Annotated in this window: 16 protein-coding genes; 11 read left to right on the top strand and 5 right to left on the bottom strand. The window is 69.7% G+C overall.

What is annotated here, in order from left to right; translation table 11 throughout:
- Positions 1 to 249: 249 nt before the first annotated feature.
- The 10 genes from ngcE (at position 250) to ACF1G2_RS32315 (ending at position 14,141) form a co-directional block, all read left to right on the top strand.
- On the top strand, positions 250 to 1,698 hold the full coding sequence (gene ngcE / locus ACF1G2_RS32270; RefSeq protein ID WP_391801706.1) for an N-acetylglucosamine/diacetylchitobiose ABC transporter substrate-binding protein: 1,449 nt from the start codon (positions 250 to 252) through the stop codon (positions 1,696 to 1,698).
- A gap of 115 nt (positions 1,699 to 1,813) precedes the next feature.
- On the top strand, positions 1,814 to 2,743 hold the full coding sequence (locus tag ACF1G2_RS32275) for a sugar ABC transporter permease (RefSeq protein WP_352186952.1): 930 nt from the start codon (positions 1,814 to 1,816) through the stop codon (positions 2,741 to 2,743).
- A 91-nt stretch (positions 2,744 to 2,834) separates the two neighbouring features.
- Positions 2,835 to 3,773, top strand: coding sequence for a carbohydrate ABC transporter permease (locus tag ACF1G2_RS32280; RefSeq protein WP_391801707.1), 939 nt, complete (start codon positions 2,835 to 2,837; stop codon positions 3,771 to 3,773).
- A 542-nt stretch (positions 3,774 to 4,315) separates the two neighbouring features.
- On the top strand, positions 4,316 to 5,527 hold the full coding sequence (locus ACF1G2_RS32285) for an ROK family protein (protein WP_391801708.1): 1,212 nt from the start codon (positions 4,316 to 4,318) through the stop codon (positions 5,525 to 5,527).
- Positions 5,528 to 5,649: 122 nt separating this feature from the next.
- A complete protein-coding gene (locus ACF1G2_RS32290) occupies positions 5,650 to 6,765 on the top strand; it encodes a substrate-binding domain-containing protein (RefSeq protein ID WP_391801709.1) in 1,116 nt (371 codons plus the stop codon).
- Between the two features lie 194 nt (positions 6,766 to 6,959).
- Complete coding sequence (locus tag ACF1G2_RS32295; protein WP_391801710.1) at positions 6,960 to 7,754, top strand: ATP-binding cassette domain-containing protein; 795 nt, start codon at positions 6,960 to 6,962, stop codon at positions 7,752 to 7,754.
- The gene (locus ACF1G2_RS32300) at positions 7,751 to 9,046 is read left to right on the top strand and encodes a sugar ABC transporter permease (protein ID WP_391801711.1); all 1,296 of its coding nucleotides are present in this window, start codon (positions 7,751 to 7,753) and stop codon (positions 9,044 to 9,046) included. The genes ACF1G2_RS32295 and ACF1G2_RS32300 overlap by 4 nt, the downstream gene beginning before the upstream one ends.
- Positions 9,047 to 9,256: 210 nt before the next feature.
- Positions 9,257 to 11,176 carry a 1-deoxy-D-xylulose-5-phosphate synthase gene (dxs, locus tag ACF1G2_RS32305; protein ID WP_391801712.1) on the top strand — a complete coding sequence of 640 codons (1,920 nt, stop codon included), beginning with the start codon at positions 9,257 to 9,259 and terminating at the stop codon, positions 11,174 to 11,176.
- Between the two features lie 187 nt (positions 11,177 to 11,363).
- Complete coding sequence (locus ACF1G2_RS32310; RefSeq protein WP_391801767.1) at positions 11,364 to 12,842, top strand: amino acid permease; 1,479 nt, start codon at positions 11,364 to 11,366, stop codon at positions 12,840 to 12,842.
- A 213-nt stretch (positions 12,843 to 13,055) separates the two neighbouring features.
- Entirely contained in the window at positions 13,056 to 14,141 is a 1,086-nt protein-coding gene (locus tag ACF1G2_RS32315) for a hypothetical protein (protein WP_391801713.1), read from the top strand.
- A gap of 68 nt (positions 14,142 to 14,209) precedes the next feature.
- Here the strand turns inward: ACF1G2_RS32315 and ACF1G2_RS32320 are convergent, their stop codons facing one another.
- Together ACF1G2_RS32320 and ACF1G2_RS32325 are read right to left on the bottom strand one after the other, a co-directional pair.
- The gene (locus tag ACF1G2_RS32320; RefSeq protein WP_391801714.1) at positions 14,210 to 16,339 is read right to left on the bottom strand and encodes a 3-hydroxyacyl-CoA dehydrogenase NAD-binding domain-containing protein; all 2,130 of its coding nucleotides are present in this window, start codon (positions 16,337 to 16,339) and stop codon (positions 14,210 to 14,212) included.
- Positions 16,336 to 17,550 carry an acetyl-CoA C-acyltransferase gene (locus ACF1G2_RS32325; RefSeq protein ID WP_361674554.1) on the bottom strand — a complete coding sequence of 405 codons (1,215 nt, stop codon included), beginning with the start codon at positions 17,548 to 17,550 and terminating at the stop codon, positions 16,336 to 16,338. The genes ACF1G2_RS32320 and ACF1G2_RS32325 overlap by 4 nt, the downstream gene beginning before the upstream one ends.
- A 338-nt stretch (positions 17,551 to 17,888) precedes the next feature.
- Here ACF1G2_RS32325 and ACF1G2_RS32330 point away from each other — a divergent pair, with 338 nt between their 5' ends.
- Positions 17,889 to 19,016: an alpha/beta fold hydrolase gene (locus tag ACF1G2_RS32330; RefSeq protein ID WP_391801715.1), complete on the top strand. Its 1,128-nt coding sequence runs from the start codon at positions 17,889 to 17,891 to the stop codon at positions 19,014 to 19,016.
- A gap of 41 nt (positions 19,017 to 19,057) precedes the next feature.
- Here ACF1G2_RS32330 and ACF1G2_RS32335 read toward each other — a convergent pair whose 3' ends face one another.
- The 3 genes from ACF1G2_RS32335 to ACF1G2_RS32345 all read right to left on the bottom strand — a co-directional run bounded on the left by ACF1G2_RS32335 (position 19,058) and on the right by ACF1G2_RS32345 (position 22,054).
- Entirely contained in the window at positions 19,058 to 20,344 is a 1,287-nt protein-coding gene (locus ACF1G2_RS32335; protein ID WP_391801716.1) for a ribonuclease D, read from the bottom strand.
- A 117-nt stretch (positions 20,345 to 20,461) separates the two neighbouring features.
- A complete protein-coding gene (locus tag ACF1G2_RS32340; protein ID WP_352186942.1) occupies positions 20,462 to 21,127 on the bottom strand; it encodes a response regulator transcription factor in 666 nt (221 codons plus the stop codon).
- A 246-nt stretch (positions 21,128 to 21,373) separates the two neighbouring features.
- The gene (locus tag ACF1G2_RS32345; RefSeq protein WP_391801717.1) at positions 21,374 to 22,054 is read right to left on the bottom strand and encodes a DUF3000 domain-containing protein; all 681 of its coding nucleotides are present in this window, start codon (positions 22,052 to 22,054) and stop codon (positions 21,374 to 21,376) included.
- Between the last annotated feature and the right edge of the window lie 83 nt (positions 22,055 to 22,137).

Here is a 22,137-nt window from a genome sequence, read left to right on the forward strand (position 1 = left end):
ATAATCCGCGAGGTCTCAACTCGGGAAAGACTGCCGCGCAAACCTGCTTTCGATCTTGCTCAGGAGAAGGGAAGTGGACTATACCTGTCGGCGTCCGGACCGTCGTACCACGCGATCGACGGCACGACGCCTGCACGTGTACGACCCAAGCTGCATTCGAATGCGGTGGCGGGGCCCTTCGCCTGTGGCGAGCAGATAACGGGCGACCGGTACACCGCCTGAGTCCTGAATGAAGGCGAGGACTTGAGCATGGGATCCACCTCCGCGCACAACGACGAGGGCCTCGGCCGCCGCGATCTGATCAAGCGCTCCGCCGCTCTCGGTCTGATCTCGGTGCCGACGATGAGCTTCCTTTCCGCCTGCGCCAGCGGCGGCACCACCGACGGCGGCGACAAGGTCGAGAAGGGCACCAAGACCGAGAAGAACCCGCTCGGCGTCAACGGGTCGGCTCCGCTCGACTTCGTCCTCTTCGACGGAGGCTTCGGCCAGCAGTACGCCAAGGACGCGGTGAAGGTCTACGAGACCACCTATCCGCAGGCCAAGGTCAAGTTCACCGCCACCCAGAAGATCACCACCGAGCTGCAGCCGCGGTTCAACGGCGGCAACCCGCCGGACCTCATCGACAACTCCGGCGCCGAGCAGATGGACATGGGCGTCCTCGTCGGCCAGAAGCAGCTGGCCGACCTCACCGCCCTGCTCGACGCCGCCTCGGTCGACGACCCGAGCAAGAAGGTCCGCGACACCCTGCGCCCGGGCATCGTGGAGATGGGCCAGTTCGACGGCGCCCCGGTCTGGATCCTGTACTACGCCTACACGGTCTACGGCGTCTGGTACTCCCAGAAGCTGCTCGACTCGCTCGACGCGAAGTACCCCGAGACCTGGGACGAGATGCTGGCCGTCTGCGAGAAGGCCAAGAAGAAGGGCATCGCGGGCTGGACGTACGCCGGCAAGCACCCGTACTACGTCCCCTTCTCGCTCTACCCGATGATCGGCAAGGTCGGCGGCCGCGAGGTCCTCGACGCGATCGACAACCTGGAGCCGAAGGCCTGGGAGCACCCCGCGGTCAAGGCCTGTTTCGAGGCGTACTACGAGCTCCAGCGGAAGGGCTACATCCTCCAGGGCACCCCGGGCCTCGACCACATCCAGTCGCAGACGGCCTGGACCGAGGGCAAGGCCCTCTTCATCCCGAACGGCTCGTGGGTGGAGAACGAGGCGGCGAAGACCATGCCGGCCGACTTCAACCTCGCCGTCTCCGCCCCGACCGGCATCGACTCCTCCGACAAGATGCCGTTCGGCACGATCTGGGCCTCCGGCGGTGAGCCCTTCATCGTCCCGGCCAAGGCGAAGAACATCGAGGGCGGCATGGAGCAGCTGCGCATCATGCTCAGCGAGGCCTCCTCGAAGAACTTCACCAAGTCCGTCAAGTCGCTGACCGCGTTCAACGGCGGCACCGACGGGATCGAGCTGACCCCCGGTCTGAAGTCCGGTGTCGCGGCGCTCGACAAGGCCGGACAGAACGTGGTCAACCCGCGCCTGCAGGACTGGTATGTGGCGCTGCAGAAGGAGAAGATCGGTGTCGCCGGCATCGGCGAGATGATGGCAGGCCGGGCGACCCCGGCCGAGACGATCAAGAAGATCCAGAAGTTCGCCGACGAGGCGGCCAAGGACTCCTCCATCAAGCACTACAAGCACCAGTGAGCTGTGCCGGGGCCCCTTCCCGCCGACCGGGAGCGGGCCCCGGCTCCTTGCGTACGGCACTCACCGCACGCACGGCACCAGCGGCACTTCCGCGGGAAGATCGGGGTCGGTAGGAATGCAGCACGGCAAGTACCGTTTCATCGTGGGGTTCCTGGCGGTTCCCCTGGCCATGTACGCGTTGTTCGTCATCTGGCCCTTCATCCAGTCCATCTACTACTCGTTCACGGACTGGAGCGGTCTCAGCCCCGAGTTCCGGATGGTCGGATTCGACAACTACAGCCGCATGCTCGACGACGAGGTGTTCTGGAAATCGCTCCAGCACAGCCTGACCTTCGCCGTCGTCCTGCCGCTGGTCACCGTCGGTCTGGCACTGTTCTTCGCGTTCATGCTCAATGTCGGCGGTCGGCGCCGCCGGGGAGCGGCCGTCGCCGGAGTGCGCGGTTCGTCCTTCTACAAGATCGTGTACTTCTTCCCGCAGGTGCTGTCCATCGCGATCGTGGCGCTGCTCTTCCAGTTCGCCTACAACCCCAACAGCGGAGCCATCAACTCCGTCCTCAAGGGGGTGGGGCTCGGCAGCATCCAGCCCGACTGGCTGGGCGACCCGAACCTGGCCCTCATCTGTGTGATGGTCGTCCTCGTCTGGTCCACGGTCGGCTTCTTCGTCGTCCTCTTCTCGGCGGGCATGGCCTCCATCCCGAAGGACTTCTACGAGGCGGCGCTGCTCGACGGCGCCAACCGGTTCACCACCTTCTTCAAGATCACCCTGCCGCTGCTCTGGGACACCGTGCAGTCCGGCTGGATCTATATGGGCATCCTGGCGCTCGGCGCCGAGTCCTTCGCGGTGGTCCAGATCATGACGGTCGGCCCCAACGGCGGCGGGCCGGACTACTCCACCATCGTGATGCCGCTGTACGTGTACCAGAAGGCGTTCCGCGACGGTCAGGCCGCCTACGCGACCACGATCGGTGTCGCGCTGCTCGTCGTCACGCTGCTCTTCGCGGCGGTCGTGATGCGGCTCGGACGGCGCGAGCGGCTGGAGTACTGATGCTGTGTCTTCCCGGGGGACAGCTCCCGGACCCCCAGCAGGAAACCAGCTCGGTCGCGGTGGCCGGCACGACAGCACGAGGTGACCTCCGGTGAAAGCCATCGACACCCCTCCCGCCGGCGCGGCGCTCCCCGAGCCGCCCGAGCCCGGCGCCGCCCAGGTGACGAAGAGCGCGCCTCCCGTCACCCGCAAGGAGAGCAAGTCCGAGGGAGCGACCCTCAACGTCTTCTCCCACGGCATCCTGATCATCTGGGCGATCATGGTGGTCATGCCGCTGCTGTGGGCGGTCATGACCTCGTTCAAGACCGACCGGGCGATCTTCACCTCGCCCTGGTCGCTGCCCGACAAGCTGCACTTCGAGAACTGGTCGCGCGCCTGGACCGAGGCGCACATGAGCGACTACTTCCTGAACACCATTCTGGTGGTGGGCGGCTCGCTGATCGGCACGCTGCTCTTCGGTTCGATGGCGGCCTACGTGCTGGCCCGGTTCGACTTCCCGGGCAACCGCTTCATCTACTTCCTCTTCATCGGAGGAATGAGCTTCCCGATCATCCTGGCGCTCGTACCGCTCTTCTACGTGCTGCAGAACATGGCCCTGCTCAACACGCTGCACGGCCTGATCCTGGTCTACATCGCGTACTCGCTGCCGTTCACGGTCTTCTTCCTCACCGCCTTCTTCCGCACGCTGCCGACCTCGGTGGCGGAAGCGGCCTTCATGGACGGCGCCTCGCACACCCGGACCTTCTTCCAGGTGATGCTGCCGATGGCCAAGCCCGGCCTGATCAGCGTGGGCATCTTCAACTTCCTGGGCCAGTGGAACCAGTACCTGCTGCCCACCGTGCTCAACACCGAGCAGGACCAGAAGGTGCTCTCCCAGGGCCTGGTCCAGCTCGCCGTCAGTCAGGGTTACAAGGGCGACTGGTCGGGCCTGTTCGCCGGTCTGGTCATGGCGATGCTCCCCGTCCTCGCCGCGTACATCATCTTCCAGCGTCAGGTGGTGGCCGGCCTCACGGCCGGCGCGGTGAAGTAGCGGCGCCGGACCCTCCGGAGGGCGGCCCCCGCACAGGGGGGCCGCCCTCCGCCGTGCCTGGCCAGGGTCGGTCGCCATCCGCCGTGCCTGCCGCCGGGGGGCCGCCCTCCGCCGTGTCCGGGTCCTGGAGTCGCCCTCCGCCGGGCTCCGACACGCAGGGCGGGCGGCCGGTGTCACGGCGACGTCTCGAACCCGGCACGAACCGGACGCGGGCCCGCCCCGGCCCGAGACCCCGCCGAGGGCCGGGACACAGCCCTCGCGGACACCGCCCGTACCCGCTCCGACCTGTATGTTCACCCCGAAGCCGGGTGGCCCGAGGCGTCACCGGAAGCGCCTGTTCCCGCCCGTTTCCGGCCGGGCCGGGCCCCCTGTCGCCGTCGAGCTCATCTGAGCCTGCTCTGGCTCAAGGTCTTGACGGGGGACAACCCCAAAGGCTCAGCTTAGAGTTCACAAGTTGGAGAACAAGCCGGGGTCTCACAGCCGCGACCCCGGCCCGGGGGCGGTGATCGCACCGTCCGGCGCAGGCGGGAGTGGATGAGTCGATGGAGACTCCGGGGTCGCAGACATCTCTGCACAAGGCCAATCTCGAACGGGTCGTCCGTGCGGTACGCATGGCGGGCTCGCTCACCCAGGCGGAGATCGCCCGGTCCACCGGGCTGTCCGCCGCCACGGTCTCCAACATCGTGCGGGAGCTGAAGGACGGCGGAACCGTCGAGGTCACGCCCACCTCCGCGGGGGGCCGAAGGGCCCGCAGCGTCTCGCTCTCCGGCGACGCCGGCATCGTCATCGGCGTCGACTTCGGCCACACCCACCTCCGGGTCGCCGTGGGCAACCTCGCCCATCAGGTGCTCGCCGAGGAGTCCGAGCCGCTGGACGTCGACGCCTCCGCCGCCGAGGGCTTCGACCGGGCGGAACGCCTGGTCATGCGGCTGATCGAGGCCACCGGCATCAGCCGCGACAAGGTCGTCGGCGTCGGCCTCGGCGTCCCGGGGCCGATCGACGTCTCCTCGGGCACGCTCGGCTCCACCTCGATCCTCCCGGGCTGGAGCGGCATCAACCCGGCCGAGGAGCTCTCGGGCCGTCTCGGCGTCCCCGTGTACGTCGACAACGACGCCAACCTCGGCGCGCTCGGCGAACTCGTCTGGGGCAGCGGCCGCGGGGTCAAGGACCTCGCCTACATCAAGGTCGCCAGCGGCGTCGGCGCGGGCCTGGTCATCGACGGACGGGTCTACCGCGGGCCGGGCGGCACCGCCGGCGAGATCGGCCACATCACGCTCGACGAGTCCGGCCCCGTCTGCCGCTGCGGCAACCGCGGCTGCCTGGAGACCTTCACGGCGGCCCGGTACGTCCTGCCGCTGCTCCAGCCCGGCCACGGCCCCGATCTGACCATGGAACGGGTCGTCCAGCTCGCCCGCGAGGGCGACCCGGGCTGCCGGCGGGTCATCGCCGACGTCGGCCGCCACATCGGCAGCGGTATCGCCAACCTCTGCAACCTGCTCAACCCCAGCCGGGTGGTCCTCGGCGGTGACCTGGCCGAGGCGGGCGAGCTCGTGCTCGCCCCCATCCGCGACTCCGTCTCGCGGTACGCCATCCCCAGCGCCGCCCGCCAGCTCTCGCTCGCCCCCGGGGCGCTCGGCGGGCGCGCCGAGGTGCTCGGCGCGCTGGCTCTCGCCCTGAGCGAGATGGGCGATTCGACCCTTCTTGAGAGTGCCCTGCCGGGTGCCGCGCAGGTCTCCGCGCCTGCCTTCACTTAGATAACGGATGGCACCGTTGTCATCTCGTTAAGGATTTACTCCTTGACGGCGACCCGGCGGCCGAGTTGACTTCCAGCCACCTCGGCCGCAACGTCGCGGCCTCGTCAGGGAGGCACACCCACATGAACGCAGTGACGCGACGCGTCGTCATAGGCACGGCCGCGGTTTCCATGGCCCTCTCCCTCGCCGCCTGTGGCAAGGCGGGCGACAGCGGCTCCGGCTCGGACGGCAGCACCGGTGGGAAGGGCGGCGACGGCAAGACCATCGGTCTGCTGCTGCCGGAGAACAAGACCACGCGTTACGAGACCTTCGACCGCCCGATCATCGAGGCGAAGATCAAGGCCCTCTGCTCGGACTGCGAGGTCAAGTACAACAACGCCGCGCAGGACACCGAGACGCAGAAGAAGCAGTTCGACGCGCTGGTCACGCAGGGCGTGAAGGTCATCATCCTGGACTCGGTCGACTACAAGGCCACCAAGTCCTGGGTCCAGCAGGCCAAGGAGCAGGGCGTCGCGGTCGTCGCGTACGACCGTCTGGCCGAGGGCCCGATCTCCGCGTACGTCAGCTACGACAACGAGAAGATCGGCCGTCTGCAGGGCGAGGGCCTGGTCAAGGCGCTCGGCGACAAGGCCAAGGAAGCCAACGTTGTCATGATCAACGGCTCGCCGACCGACCCGAACGCCCCGCTCTTCAAGAAGGGCGCCCACAGCGTCCTCGACTCGGCCGTCAAGAAGGTCGTCTACGAGCAGGACATCCCGGACTGGTCCCCCGACGAGGCCAACAAGAAGATGGGTGCCGCCATCGACTCGCTGGGCAAGGACGGCTTCCAGGGCGTCTACTCGGCCAACGACGGCATGGCCGGCGGCATCATCACCGCCCTCTCCAAGCAGGGCATCAAGGTCCCGGTCGGCGGTCAGGACGCCGAACTCGCCGGTCTGCAGCGCATCCTGAAGGGCGACCAGGCCTTCACGATCTACAAGCAGATCAAGCCCGAGGCCGAGACCACCGCCGAGATCGCCGTCCGTCTGCTCAAGGGCGAGAAGATCGACGACCTGGTTCCCACCAAGGTCACCAGCCTCACCGGTGAGTTCAAGGACATCCCGGCGAAGCTGTACGACGCGCAGGTCGTGACCAAGGAGAACATCGGCTCCACGATCGTCGCCGACGGCGTCTACGAGGCCGCGGCCATCTGCGCCGGCGAGTACAAGGCGGCCTGCGACGCGGCGGGCATCAAGTAACACCCGCTGCCGGAACGCCCTTCGGACCCGCTGACCCCTTCCGAACGGCCCCCGGTCCGGTCCGGCGCCCCCCGCCCCGTTCAACGCCCCGCAAGCGGGGGCGGGGGGCGCCGGACTCTCTCACAGCCCCTCACAGCCCCCCTCTGTGCTCTCTCGCACCACCCACCATCCCCGCCGGTCAGGCGGCGAAGGAGATGATTCACGTGTCCGCTACGCCCGTGCTGGCGTTGCGCGGAATCTCCAAGCGGTTCGGCGCCGTCCAGGTGCTCACCGACGTAGAACTGGAGATCCACGCCGGTGAGGTCGTCGCCCTGGTCGGCGACAACGGCGCCGGCAAGTCGACCCTCGTCAAGACGATCTCGGGTGTTCACCCGATCGACGAGGGCGTCATCGAGTGGGACGGCCGCCCCGTCCAGATCACCAAGCCGCAGGACGCCCAGAACCTCGGGGTCGCGACCGTCTACCAGGACCTGGCGCTCTGCGACAACCTCGACGTCGTCGCCAACCTCTTCCTCGGCAACGAGCTGAGCTCCGGCTCCGTCCTCGACGAGATCGCCATGGAGAAGCGCGCCAAGGAGCTCCTGGACACGCTGTCCATCCGGATCCCGAGCGTACGCATCCCGGTCGCGGCGCTCTCCGGCGGTCAGCGCCAGGTGGTGGCCATCGCCCGCGCCCTGATCGGCGACCCGAAGATCGTCATCCTGGACGAGCCCACCGCCGCCCTCGGCGTCGAGCAGACCGCACAGGTGCTCGACCTCGTGGAGCGGCTGCGCGAGCGCGGCCACGGAGTCATCCTCATCAGCCACAACATGGCCGACGTCCGCGCCGTCGCGGACCGCGTCGCGGTCCTGCGCCTGGGCCGCAACAACGGTGACTTCCCCGTCGCCGAGACCAGCCACGAGACGATCATCGCGGCCATCACGGGCGCCACGGACAACGCCGTGACCCGTCGCCAGGCGCGCCAGGCCACGAAGGAGGACGCGAAGTGAGCGACCTCGCCAAGACCCCCCAGCCCCGTTCCCCCGAGGCCCCGGCGACCACCGCCGCCCCCATCCCCGCCGTCGACCCGCGCCTGCTGGTCCGCGAGCAGGGCCTCAAGGGCTACTGGACCGAGTTCAACCGCAAGATCCGCGGCGGCGAGCTCGGCTCCCTGCCCGTCGTCCTCGGCCTGATCGTCATCGCGATCGTCTTCCAGGCCCAGAACAGCAACTTCCTCTCCGCGAGCTCGGTCGCCAACATCGCGGTGTACTCCTCCGGCCTCGGCATCATGGCCGTCGGCATCGTCTTCGTCCTCATCCTGGGCGAGATCGACCTGTCGATGGGCTCGGTCGCGGGCGTCGGCGCCGCCGTCTGGGCGGTGCTCAACGTCAGCAACGGCATGAACGACCTGCTGGCCGTCGGCATCGCCGTCCTCTCCGGCCTCGGCATCGGTCTGCTGCACGGCTTCTTCTTCGCCAAGATCGGCGTCCCGGCCTTCGTGGTCACCCTCGCCGGCTTCCTCGGCTGGAGCGGCCTGCAGATCTGGCTGATGGGCAAGGAGGGCTCGATCAACGCGCCCTCCGGCTCGTTCGTCGAGAACCTCACCGCGTACTACTTCGAGGACAAGGCCGCCGCGTACGGCCTGGCCCTCGTCGCGGTCCTCGCCTACGCCGTCTCCCTGCTGCTCGACCGCAAGCGCCGCAAGGCCGCCGCCCTGCCCGCACGCCCGGTCAGCGAGATCGTGCTGCGTACGGCCGTCGTCGCCGTCCTGTGCTTCGTCGTGGCCTACGTCCTGAACGAGCCCGAGGGCGCCCGCGGCCTGCCGCTGGCCCTGGTCCTCTTCCTGGCCGTCCTCGTGACCGCCGACTTCGTCGCCCGCCGCACGCGGTTCGGCCGCAAGGTCTTCGCGGTCGGCGGCAACGCCGAGGCCGCCCGCCGCGCCGGCATCAACGTCGACCGGATCCGGATCGTCGTCTTCGGCGTGTCCGGCATGCTCGCCGCCTTCGGCGGTCTCTTCGTCGCCAGCCTCTCGGGCGGCGCCACCAAGAGCCTCGGCAGCGGCAACACCCTGATGCTCGTCATCGCGGCGGCCGTGATCGGCGGCACCAGCCTCTTCGGCGGCCGCGGCAAGGTCTGGTCGGCACTCCTTGGAATGATCGTGATCCAGTCGATCCAGCAGGGCCTGAACATGATCGGCATGGCCAACGAGATCCAGTACATGATCACCGGTGCGGTGCTCCTCGCCGCCGTCGTGATCGACTCGGTCTCGCGTCGCACGCAGAAGACCGCAGGCCGCGCGTAACGTTTCGGCGTTACCAAGCCCACAGTGTCCGGCGCCGGAGAACCGGTGCCGGGCACTGCTGCGTCTGGCCCTGTGCACCGCCCGTAGGCTCAGCGGTGTGTCGGCCATCAGCGTGACGCACAACCCGCCGCCCGATGACCAAGGCCGGGGGCGGAACATTAGACTCGACAAATCGGCAAGCTCGACCAGCTCAATGGCAAGGAGGCACGGGTGGCATTGCTGACCCGTATCAGGGGACCGCGCGATCTGGACCGGCTCTCCCCGGAACAGCTGGACCAGCTGGCCGAGGAGATCCGGACGTTTCTCGTGGACGCCGTCTCCAAGACCGGCGGCCACCTCGGCCCGAACCTCGGCGTGGTCGAGCTGACCATCGCCCTGCACCGAGTCTTCGACTCCCCGAAGGACAAGGTCCTCTTCGACACCGGCCACCAGAGCTACGTCCACAAGCTGCTCACCGGCCGTCAGGACTTCTCGAAGCTGAAGATGAAGGGCGGCCTTTCCGGCTACCCCTCGCAGGCCGAGTCCGAGCACGACGTGATCGAGAACTCGCACGCCTCCACGGTCCTCGGCTGGGCCGACGGCCTGGCCAAGGCGAACGAGGTCCTGAAGAAGGACGACCACGTCGTCGCCGTCATCGGTGACGGAGCCCTCACCGGCGGCATGGCCTGGGAGGCGCTGAACAACATCGCCGCCGCCAAGGACCGCCCGCTCGTCATCGTCGTCAACGACAACGAGCGCTCGTACGCGCCCACGATCGGCGGACTCGCCAACCACCTGGCCACGCTCCGTACGACCGACGGCTACGAGCGATTCCTCGCCCGCGGCAAGGACATCCTGGAGCGCACCCCCGTGGTCGGGAAGCCGCTCTACGAGACGCTGCACGGTGCCAAGAAGGGCCTGAAGGACTTCATCGCCCCGCAGGGCATGTTCGAGGACCTCGGCCTGAAGTACGTCGGCCCCATCGACGGCCACGACATCGAGGCGCTGGAGTCCGCGCTGACGCGCGCCAAGCGCTTCGGCGGCCCGGTCATCGTCCACTGCCTCACCGAGAAGGGCCGCGGCTACCAGCCCGCGCTCCAGGACGAGGCCGACCGCTTCCACGCCGTCGGCAAGATCCACCCCGACACCGGTCTGCCGATCGCCTCCTCCGGCGCCGACTGGACCGGCGTCTTCGCCCAGGAGATGGTCGAGCTCGGCAAGGAGCGCGAGGACATCGTCGCGATCACCGCGGCCATGCTCCAGCCCGTCGGCCTCGACAAGTTCGCCAAGGCCTTCCCCGAGCGGGTGTACGACGTCGGCATCGCCGAGCAGCACGGCGCGGTCTCCGCGGCCGGCCTCGCCACCGGCGGCCTCCACCCCGTCTTCGCGGTCTACGCGACCTTCCTCAACCGCGCCTTCGACCAGGTGCTCATGGATGTGGCCCTGCACAAGTGCGGTGTCACGTTCGTCCTGGACCGGGCCGGCATCACCGGCACCGACGGCGCCTCCCACAACGGCATGTGGGACATGTCGATCCTCCAGGTCGTCCCCGGTCTGCGGCTCGCCGCGCCGCGCGACGCCGACCAGGTCCGCGCCCAGCTGCGCGAGGCCGTCGCCGTCACCGACGCGCCGACCGTCGTCCGCTTCTCCAAGGGCGCCGTCGGCCCCGCCGTACCGGCTCTGCGCCGCGTCGGCGGCATGGACGTGCTCCGCGAGCCGGGCACCGACACGCCCGACGTCCTCCTGGTCTCCGTGGGGGCGCTCGCGCCGATGTGCCTGGAGATCGCCGGCCTGCTGGACAAGCAGGGCATCTCCACGACCGTCGTCGACCCCCGATGGGTCAAGCCGGTCGACGAGGCGCTCGCCCCGCTCGCCGAGCGGCACCGGGTCGTCGTCACCGTCGAGGACAACAGCCGGGTGGGCGGTGTCGGCTCGGCCGTCTCGCAGGCCCTGCGCGACGCCGGCGTGGACGTACCGCTGCGCGACTTCGGCATCCCGCCGCGCTTCCTCGACCACGCCTCCCGCGCCGAGGTGATGGCCGAGATCGGTCTGACGGCCCCGGACATCGCCCGTCAGGTCACCGGCCTCGTCTCACGTCTGGACGGCAGGTACGAGGAGAGCGGCCGAGCCGTGGAGCCCGCCCGCGACTGACGCCGTCGCACCGTCGACATTGGGCCGGTCGGACCACCCCGTGGGGTTGCCGACCGGCCCATTCGTGTGAAACCTGTTGCTTCGACAGGCGCTACCCCTTCGGGGTCTCGATCATGGGTGTCGGGACCGACGGTACGGAGGTACGACGGTGAGTACGGACCAGCAACAACCACGAGCGAGCTCCGGGATGTTCCGGACGAAGACGGTCGAGCAGTCGATCCGGGACACCGAAGAGCCCGAGCACGCGCTCAAGAAATCGCTCTCTGCCTGGGACCTGATGGTCTTCGGCGTCGGCGTCATCATCGGCACCGGCATCTTCGTGCTCACCGGCAAGGTGGCCAAGGAGAACGCCGGCCCCGCCACGGCCCTGGCCTTCGTCGCCGCGGGCATCGTCTGCGCGCTCGCGGCCCTGTGCTACGCCGAGTTCGCCTCGACGGTGCCCGTCGCCGGATCGGCGTACACCTTCGCGTACGCCTCGATCGGCGAACTGCCGGCCTGGATCATCGGCTGGGACCTCGTCCTGGAGTTCGCGCTCGGCACGGCCGTCGTCGCGGTGGGCTGGTCCGGCTACGTACGGTCCCTGATGGACAACGTGGACTGGCATCTACCGGCCGCGCTGGAAGGGCCCGACGTGCCGGGCGGCACCTTCGACATCCTGGCCTTCCTGCTGGTCCTGGTGCTGACCGTGGTCCTCGTCCTCGGCATGAAGCTCTCCGCCCGCATCACCGCGCTCGTCGTGGCCATCAAGGTCACGGTCGTCATGATCGTGATCATCGCGGGTCTCTTCTTCATCGTGGGCGACAACTACGACCCGTTCATCCCTCCCGCGGTCACCCCGGAGGGCGGCGGCTCCGCCTGGGACGCCCCGCTGGTCCAGACGATCTTCGGCTACGACGCCACCAACTTCGGCGTCATGGGCATCTTCACCGCCGCGTCCGTCGTCTTCTTCGCCTTCATCGGCTTCGACGTGGTCGCCACCGCCGCCGAGGAGACCAAGCTTCCGCAGCGCGACATGCCGCGCGGCATCCTGGGCTCGCTGTTGATCTGCACCGTGCTCTACGTGGCCGTGGCCCTGGTCGTGACCGGCATGCAGAACTACACGGAACTCTCCGTCAGCGCCCCGCTCGCGGACGCCTTCAAGGCGGTCGGGCACCCGTTCTACGCAGGTGTGATCAGCTTCGGCGCCGCCGTCGGTCTCACGACCGTCTGCCTGATCCTGCTGCTCGGCCAGACCCGGGTGTTCTTCGCGATGAGCCGCGACGGCCTGCTGCCGCGCTTCTTCTCCGTCACGCACCCGCGGTTCCGGACCCCGTACCGCCCGACCATCCTGCTCGGCGTCGTCATCGCGATCGTGGCCGGCTTCACCAGCATCAACGAGCTCGCGACCCTGGTGAACATCGGCACGCTCTTCGCCTTCGTCGTCGTCGCCATCGGTGTGATGGTGCTCCGCCGCACGCGCCCCGACCTGCACCGCGCCTTCCGTACGCCGTGGGTGCCGTTCCTGCCCATCCTCTCGATCGCCGCCTCGGTCTGGCTGATGCTCAACCTGCCGGGCGAGACCTGGTTCCGCTTCGCGGTCTGGATGGTCATCGGCATCGTCGTGTACTTCCTGTACGGCCGCTCCCACAGCCGTCTGGGCAAGGCGGGACAGAGCGCGCAGTACTGAGACGCCGCACCGAAGCGCCGTGACGGCGGAAGGGGTGCGAACCGGCGAGAGACGGTTCGCACCCCTTCCGCACGTCCTGTGTGCCGCTGCGTCGGCCGCCGGTGGCGGAGCGGCGGCATCAGGCACTCCCGGCACCCACTAAAGTCGACGAACAGCAGTCCGAGCGGACCTGCTCATTCCGATGCTGACCTGTCGACCGGAGCGCTGGACCCCATGGCATATCGATCCGAGGACCCGACCCGCCGTCCGAAGGGGCCGTTCAGCGTCCCGACACTGAACGGGGGCTGGCTCACCCGTGGCACGGAGGGCCGCTTCAGCGCGTACCTGCTCAGGGACGGCGAGGTGGTGCGCTGGACCGAGGGAACCGACGGCCGCTGGAGCGACGCGGTCTCCCTCGGCGGCGGCGGACTTCTGCCGGTGCTCGCCGTCGGACAGGGCGCCGACCGCTATGTCCACCTTGTCGGGCTGCGTCCCGTTCCCGACACCGAGGACCACGTCGAGCTGGTGCACAGCACCCAGTTCCAGACGGGGCGTCCGGCGGTGGAGTGGCGCTCCATCCAGCACTCCAACGGCAAGAGCTTCAAGCGGACCGGCAACCCGAGCATCGCGGTCGACGCCGAGGGACGCGCGTACGTCTTCACCCGCAACGGCGGCGGCGGACTCAGCGTCCGGGCCCAGAAGCAGGGCGGCGGCTGGCACCCCTGGTGGGACCTGATGGGCAGCGGCACCGACCCCTCGCCGGTCGCCGTCACCAACGGCGAGGGCCTCGTCGAGCTGTACACGGCCACCGCCAAGGGACTGCTGCGGTACGTCCAGGAGGAGCCCGGCGGCAAGCCGGTGCGGCAGGACGTGGTGCCCGCCGAGGTGACCCTCGGCACGCTGGCCGCGGTGACCGGGCCCTCGGGGCACGTCACGCTCTTCTACCTCGACAAGGACGGGCACGTCTGCGTCTGGTCCCCGGGACGCTCGCCCGAGGCGACGCAGTTCGTCGACGCCGTGGGGACGGGACCGCTCGCGGCCTCCTCCTGCCGGATCGACGGCTTCGACTGCACGGTGCTCGCCCAGCAGTCCGCCGACGGGCGGCTCGCGCTCGCCGCGTACCCCGCCGAGCAGGAGACGGCCGGAGCCAAGTGGACGGAGACCGGCGCCCCGCAGGGCCCGCTCGCGACCACCCTCACCCAGGCCCTGGACGGCGGCCTCGTGGCCATGACGGTGGCCGACGGACCGGTCCTGCTCACCATGCGTCAGAAGGCGGCGTCCGAAGGCTTCCAGCTGGGCGCCTGGCACTCGGTGGTCTGATCCTCGCCACCGCGAAGCACGAGCGGCCCCGGCACCAGAAGGTGCCGGGGCCGCTCGTGTACTCGGCACTACGCCGGGACGCTCGCCACGCCCTGCGCGAGGAACGGCTTGCCGTTCACCCGCTGGGAGACACCCTCACGGTCCAGGTACGGCGTGATGCCGCCCAGGTGGAAGGGCCAGCCGGCGCCCGTGATCAGGCAGAGGTCGATGTCCTGCGCCTCGGCGACGACACCCTCCTCCAGCATCAGGCCGATCTCCTGCGCCACCGCGTCCAGGACGCGGTCGCGGACCTGCTCCTCGGTCAGGACGACATCGCCCTGCTCGAGCAGCGCGGCGACCTCGGGGTCCAGCTCCGGCTTGCCGGAGTCGTAGACGTAGAAGCCGCGCTTGCCGGCCTTGACCACGGCCGCCAGGTTCGGGGAGACGGTGAAGCGCTCCGGGAAGGCGCGGTTCAGGGTCTCGGAGACGTGCAGACCGATGGCCGGGCCGACGAGCTCCAGAAGTACCAGCGGGGACATCGGCAGACCGAGCGGCTCGATGGCCTTCTCCGCCGTCTCGACCGAGGTGCCCTCGTCGATGACGTTCTGGATCTCGCCCATGAAGCGGGTCAGGATGCGGTTCACGACGAACGCCGGGGCGTCCTTGGTGAGGACCGCGGTCTTCTTCAGCTTCTTCGCGACACCGAACGCGGTGGCGAGGGAGGCGTCGTCCGTCTTCTCGCCGCGGACGATCTCCAGGAGCGGGAGGATCGCGACCGGGTTGAAGAAGTGGAAACCGACCACGCGCTCCGGGTGCTGGAGCTTGGAGGCCATCTCCGAGACCGACAGCGAGGAGGTGTTGGTGGCGAGGATCGCGTGCGCAGGAGCGACCGCCTCGACCTCCGCGAACACCTTCTGCTTGACGGACATCTCCTCGAACACGGCCTCGATGATGAAGTCCGCGTCCGCGAAGCCCTCGGCCTTGTCCAGGACACCGGAGACCAGGCCCTTGAGACGGTTGGCCTTGTCCTGGTTGATCCGGCCCTTGCCGAGCAGCTTCTCGATCTCGGCGTGGACGTAGCCCACACCCTTGTCGACGCGCTCCTGGTCGATGTCGGTCAGGACGACCGGCACCTCGAGGCGGCGCAGGAAGAGCAGCGCGAGCTGGGAGGCCATCAGACCGGCGCCGACGACACCGACCTTGGTGACCGGGCGGGCCAGCGACTTGTCCGGGGCACCGGCCGGGCGCTTGGCTCGCTTCTGCACCAGGTTGAAGGCGTAGATGCCGGAGCGGAGCTCGCCACCCATGATCAGGTCCGCGAGGGCCTGGTCCTCGGCGTCGAAACCGGCCTGCAGGTCGCCGTCCTTGGAGGCGGCGATGATGTCCAGGGCGCGGTACGCGGCCGGGGCCGCGCCGTGCACCTTGGAGTCGGCGATGAACCGGCCCTTGGCGACGGCCTGGTCCCAGCCCTCACCGCGGTCGATCGCCGGACGCTCCACCGTGACCGAGCCGTTGAGGACCGAGGCGGTCCAGATCAGCGACTGCTCCAGGAAGTCCGCGCCCTCGAAGAGCGCGTCGGCGATGCCGAGCTCGAAGACCTGCTTGCCCTTGAGCTGACGGTTCTGGTTCAGCGAGTTCTCGATGATGACCGAGACGGCCTTCTCCGCGCCGATCAGGTTCGGCAGGATCGTGCAGCCGCCCCAGCCGGGGACCAGACCGAGGAAGACCTCGGGCAGCGAGAAGGCGGGCAGCGCCTTGGAGACGGTGCGGTAGGTGCAGTGCAGACCGACCTCGACACCGCCGCCCATCGCCGCGCCGTTGTAGTACGCGAAGGTCGGCACGGCCAGCGCGGACAGACGCTTGAAGACGTCGTGGCCGCCCTTGCCGATGGCCAGCGCGTCCGAGTGCTGCTTGAGCAGCTCGACGCCCTTGAGGTCGGCGCCCACCGCGAAGATGAACGGCTTGCCGGTGATGCCGACGCCGACGATCTCACCGTTGGCGGCCTCGGCCTCGACCTGGTCGATCGCGGTGTTGAGGTTGGCCAGCGACTGCGGACCGAAGGTGGTCGGCTTGGTGTGGTCGAAGCCGTTGTCCAGCGTGATCAGCGCGAACCGGCCCGCGCCCGCGGGCAGTTCGAAGTGCCGTACGTGGGCGCTGGTGACGACCTCGTCCGGGAACAGCTCGGCCGCACCCTTCAGAAGCTCGGCGGTGGTGCTCACTTGCCCTCCCAGTGGGGGTTCTCCCAGATGACGGTGGCGCCCATGCCGAAGCCGACGCACATCGTGTTGAGGCCGTAACGGACCTGCGGGTTCTCCTCGAACTGGCGGGCCAGCTGCGTCATGAGGCGGACGCCGGAGGAGGCGAGCGGGTGACCGTAGGCGATGGCGCCGCCGTACTGGTTGACCCGGGCGTCGTCGTCGGCGATGCCGTAGTGCTCGAGGAAGGCCAGGACCTGGACGGCGAAGGCCTCGTTGATCTCGAAGAGGCCGATGTCCTCGATGGACAGACCCGCCTGGGCGAGGGCCTTCTCGGTGGCCGGGATCGGGCCGTAGCCCATGACCTCGGGCTCGACGCCGGCGAAGGCGTACGAGACGAGGCGCATCTTCACCGGGAGGTCGTTCTCGCGGGCGAAGTCCTCGGAGGCGATGATCGAGGCGGTGGCGCCGTCGTTGAGACCGGCCGCGTTACCGGCGGTGACGTTGCCGTGGACGCGGAACGGCGTCTTCAGGTTGGCCAGCGACTCCAGGGTGGTGCCCGGGCGCATCGGCTCGTCGGCGGTGACCAGGCCCCAGCCGGTCTCGCCGGCCTCGGCGTTGGTGCGGCGGACCGAGATCGGCACCAGGTCCTGCTGGATCTTGCCATCGGCGTACGCCTTGGCGGCCTTCTCCTGCGAGCGCACCGCGTACTCGTCGGCGCGCTGCTTGGTGATGCTCGGGTACCGGTCGTGCAGGTTCTCGGCGGTCATGCCCATGAACAGGGCGGACTCGTCGACCAGCTTCTCGCTGACGAACCGCGGGTTCGGGTCGACGCCCTCGCCCATGGGGTGACGGCCCATGTGCTCGACGCCACCGGCGATGACGGCGTCGTACGCCCCGAAGGCGATGGAGCCGGCGACCGAGGTGACGGCGGTGAGGGCACCGGCGCACATGCGGTCGATGGAGTAGCCCGGGACGGACTGCGGCAGCCCGGCGAGGATGCCGGCGGTGCGGCCGAGGGTCAGACCCTGGTCACCGATCTGCGTGGTGGCGGCGATGGCGACCTCGTCGATCTTCGCGGGGTCGAGGCCGGGGTTGCGGCGCAGCAGCTCCCGGATGGCCTTCACGACGAGATCGTCGGCGCGGGTCTCGTGGTAGATGCCCTTCGGGCCCGCCTTGCCGAACGGGGTGCGGACGCCGTCGACGAAGACGACGTCCCTGACGGTACGAGGCACGATGGCTCTCCTCCAGGGTGCGGGATGGCACTGCTGCGGCACGCGGCTAAGCGCGCGCTTGCTCCCCCCATGCTACTTGCGGGTAACCGGGCTGCCCAGTCCCGGGGGCCGGAGCGGCGAAGGTCACACTGGCGGGAGGGGCGCGCCGAAGCCCCCGGCGAGGTGAAGGGGCGCATGTGTGCGCCCGGCGCACGCCCGTCCGATCGGAGTGCCATGGCTACCCGATCGTGTTGACGGCGAGGTCGAGACGGTCACGTCAACCATCCGGGGTGCGGTTCCGGGCGGACGCTGCTCGCACCCGGGCGACCGTCCCGGGCGCGACCACAGAACGGAACTCCATGCCCATCGTCAACAAGGACCACGCGGTTCCCCACGAGTCCAGCGTCCCCGCGAACAAGGGCGAGATGGTCAACCTCTTCGTACGGGAGAAGGTCGACACGTCACCGGGGCACGGCCCGGAGCGCAAGGCCGTCCTCATGCTGCACGGCCGGAGCGTCCCGGTACTCGCGGGCTGCGATCTCCAGCACGCCTCGTACAGCTGGGCCGAGGCACTGGCGAAGGCCGGCCACGACGTCTTCATGATGGACCTCCAGGGCTCGGGGCGGTCGCCGCGCCCGAAGATGGACGACCCGCGGAACGTCAACCCGGCCAACCAGAGCCTCCTGAAGCCGCGACCACCGGGATTCACCCCCGGCCCGGTGAACTACGCGTTCCAGCTGAACAACTCGGACAGCGACCGCGACGAGCTGCACACCGTCGTGGAGTGGATCCGCAAGGAGCGCAAGGTGGACAAGGTCGCCTTCATCGGCTGGTCCGCGGCGGCGTTCACCATGGGGCCGTACGCGGTGAACAACCCCAACAAGGTGGAGAGCCTCTTCCTGCTGGCGCCGATCTTCCCGCCCGACGGCACGTCGACCCCGCCGAGCACGCTGCCACAGCCCGGCTTCCCCATGTCCCTGAGCACGAGATGGGGCGTGGAGTCGGGGTGGAACGCGGAACTGCGCTGCCCGGACCAGCGTGAACCCGGCATGGTCGAGAGGGCCTGGGCCGCGATCATGGACAACGACCCGGTGGGCAGGACCTGGGGACCGCCGGAGGGGCTCAACCGGATCCGGAACTTCGTCCGATGGGGCTGGAACCGGACGAAGGCGGCGCAGGGCGGTGTCCTCGGCGGCAGCGTGCCCGTACTGATCGTGTACGGGGATGCCGACACGCAGGTCAACACGTCCCCGCCCAGCACGAACCCGGAGCTCAACTTCTCGGTTCCCGCGCTCTACGACGCCGTCACGGGTGCCCACAAGCTCATGGTCAAGCTGGCCTGCGCGGGCCATTCGGTGGTGTGGGAGCAGCAGCACAAGAACGTGCACGCGCTCTCGAAGCACTGGCTCAAGCACCTCAAGGTCGACGGCAAGACCCAGGGCGTCTTCGACATGGCCGTCGACGGTGTCCTCAGTCCGGTCCCGTAGGACGGCGTAGCCCCCGGCCGCACACGGCCGGGGGCTACGGGTCACTGCTCGGCGCCCGCCAGGGCCGTCACCAGCAGCGGCGTCACCAGCTCGATCTGCCAGGGGCGCGCTCCGTACCCGGCGAGTGCGGCGGCCACCGAGTCGGCCGTCGATCCGGCGGGTGGCTCCCAGCAGACGCGGCGGACGGTGTCCGGGGTGATCAGGTTCTCCTGGGGGAGGTTCAGCTCCTCCGCGAGGGCCGAGACCGCGGTACGGGCGGCCGAGAGCCGGGCGGCCGCCGCCGGGTCCTTGTCCGCCCAGGCGCGCGGCGGGGGCGGGCCCGCGACCGTCTGGCCGGGCTGCGGGAGCTCGCTGTCCGGGAGCGCCTTCGCCCGGTCCACGGCCGCCTGCCACTGCTCCAGCTGGCGTCGGCCCATGCGGTGGCCGAAGCCCGGCAGCAGGGTGAGGGCGGCCACGTTCGCCGGCAGCGCGAGCGAGGCCTCCACGATGGCCGCGTCGCTCAGCACCTTGCCCGGCGAGACGTCCCGCCGCTGGGCGATCCGGTCCCGGGCCGTCCACAGCTCCCGTACGACGGCCATCTGGCGCCGGCGCCGCACCTTGTGCATGCCGGACGTCCGCCGCCACGGATCCTTGCGCGGCGGGGCGGGCGGGGCCGAGGCGATCGCGTCGAACTCCTGCAGCGCCCACTCCAGCTTGCCCTGCCGGTCCAGCTCCTTCTCCAGTGCGTCACGCAGGTCGACGAGAAGCTCGACGTCCAGCGCGGCGTACCGGAGCCAGGGCTCGGGCAGCGGGCGGGTGGACCAGTCCACCGCGGAGTGCCCCTTCTCCAGGGCGTAGCCGAGTACGGACTCGACCATGGCCCCGAGCCCCACCCGCGGGAAGCCCGCGAGCCGGCCGGCCAGCTCGGTGTCGAACAGCGTGGTCGGCGTCATGCCTATGTCCCGCAGGCACGGCAGGTCCTGGGTCGCGGCGTGGAGGATCCACTCCGTCCCCGTGAGCGCCTCGCCGAGGCCGGACAGATCGGGGCAGCCCACCGGGTCGACGAGCGCGGTACCCGCGCCCGCGCGGCGGAGCTGGACGAGGTAGGCGCGCTGGCCGTAGCGGTATCCGGAGGCGCGCTCGGCGTCGACGGCGACAGGGCCGTGGCCTGCGGCGAACGCGGCGATCACCTCGGCGAGCCCCTCGGCGGTGGTCACGACGGGCGGAATGCCCTCACGGGGCTCCAGCAAGGGGATCGGCAGCCCATTCGCAGGGACGTCGTCGTCCGGGGGAGCGCCCCCGGTGGTTCGCAGTGCTGTGTCTGCTGCGGTCTCTTGGGCGTCGGTCACGTGTCAAGGGTATCTGTGAATCGGCAAATGCCTGTCGACAGAACGCCGGAACGTTCCGTCGACAGGCGCCGATCTTTCGTCAACCGCGCGGGATGCCCGTTCGGGGACTCGTTGGACTCAGTGGATGATTCCGGTGCGCAGCGCCACCGCGACCATGCCGGCCCGGTCGCCCGTGCCCAGCTTGCGCGCGATGCGGGCCAGGTGGCTCTTGACGGTCAGGGCGGAGAGGCCCATGGACACGCCGATCGCCTTGTTCGACTGGCCTTCGGCCACCAGCCGGAGCACCTCGACCTCACGGCCGGAGAGCTCGCGGTAGCCGCCCGGGTGGCTCGGGGCACCCGGGGGGCGGCGGTGGCCGAGGCGGGCCGCCGCGGCGCCGATGGGGGCGGCCCCGGGGCGGGAGGGGTGCCCGATGTTGGTACGCGTACCGGTGACGACGTAGCCCTTGACGCCGCCGGCCAGTGCGTTGCGCACCGCGCCGATGTCGTCGGCCGCGGAGAGGGCGAGGCCGTTGGGCCAGCCCGCCGCGCGGGTCTCGGAGAGCAGCGTCAGGCCGCTGCCGTCCGGGAGGTGGACGTCAGCCACGCAGATGTCGCGGGGGTTGCCGACGCGAGGACGGGCCTCGGCGATGGACGACGCCTCGATCACGTCGCGTACGCCGAGGGCCCACAGGTGGCGGGTGACGGTGGAGCGGACGCGCGGGTCGGCCACGACGACCATGGCCGTCGGCTTGTTCGGGCGGTAGGCGACCAGGCTTGCGGGCTGCTCGAGGAGAACGGACACACGGCCTCCTGGGGAGATGCGGGACGGAGCCGGCTCGGGGAAGAAGCCGGGGGCGAACCCGTGGGGTGAAGGGGTCATTGACCTCTTCGGCAGCTGGGCCGCCCGCCTTTAGGGAAAGATCACGATTTGGTGAGTAACAATTGGGGCAATTCGGACGCGTGATCGATCATCCTACGAGTGAGCCTCCGCCGGCCGCCGCCGAAAGCCCCTGGCCGGGGCCCCGCCGGGCCCGTGCCGGAGCCGCCCTCACGCCTGCTGCGGGCCTCTGCGCTGGGGGAGGGAGACGACCCCCGCGCCCGAGATCGTGCCCGCCCCCGGGTCGGGGAGCGACGGCGGGAGCCCCGCGATCTGGCAGAGCAGGTCCGACCAGGCCGCCAGATGCGCCGCGGTGTCCGGCGCGCCGCCCAGGGCGTCCTGCGGTGTCCAGGAGGCCCGGATCTCGATCTGGGTGGCCGGACGGCGCTCGGCGAGCCCGCCGAAGTAGTGCGAGCCCGCCTGGGTGACCGTGCCGCTCGCCTCCCCGTACGCGAGGCCCCGCGCCTCCAGCGCACCGGTCAGCCACGACCAGCAGACCTCCGGCAGCAGCGGGTCCGCCGCCATCTCGGGCTCCAGCTCCGCCCGTACGAGCGTCACCAGCCTGAACGTGCCCTTCCAGGCGTCGTGCCCGGCCGGGTCGTGCAGCAGCACGAGCCGCCCGTCGGCCAGATCGTCCTCGCCCTCGACGACGGCCGCCTCCAGCGCGTACGCGTACGGGGCCAGGCGCTGCGGCGGCCTGGTCGGGTCGATCTCCAGCTCCGGCCGCAGCCGAGCCGCCCGCAGGGCGTCGACCGCCCGCCGGAATGCGGGGGGCACCGCGTTCGCCTCCGTGTCGCCCGTACCTCCGTCACCGTCGGAATGATCGGAAAAATGTCCCTGAGCCGCAGCCATGCGGGGAAGAGTAGGCGGAACGGGGGCCTCGCGCAGGGAGGGACACCCGGCCCGGGCGAGCGGCTTCCCGCCACATGCGAAGA

This window comes from Streptomyces sp. NPDC013457 (assembly GCF_043089925.1).
In the GTDB taxonomy this organism is placed as follows: domain Bacteria; phylum Actinomycetota; class Actinomycetes; order Streptomycetales; family Streptomycetaceae; genus Streptomyces.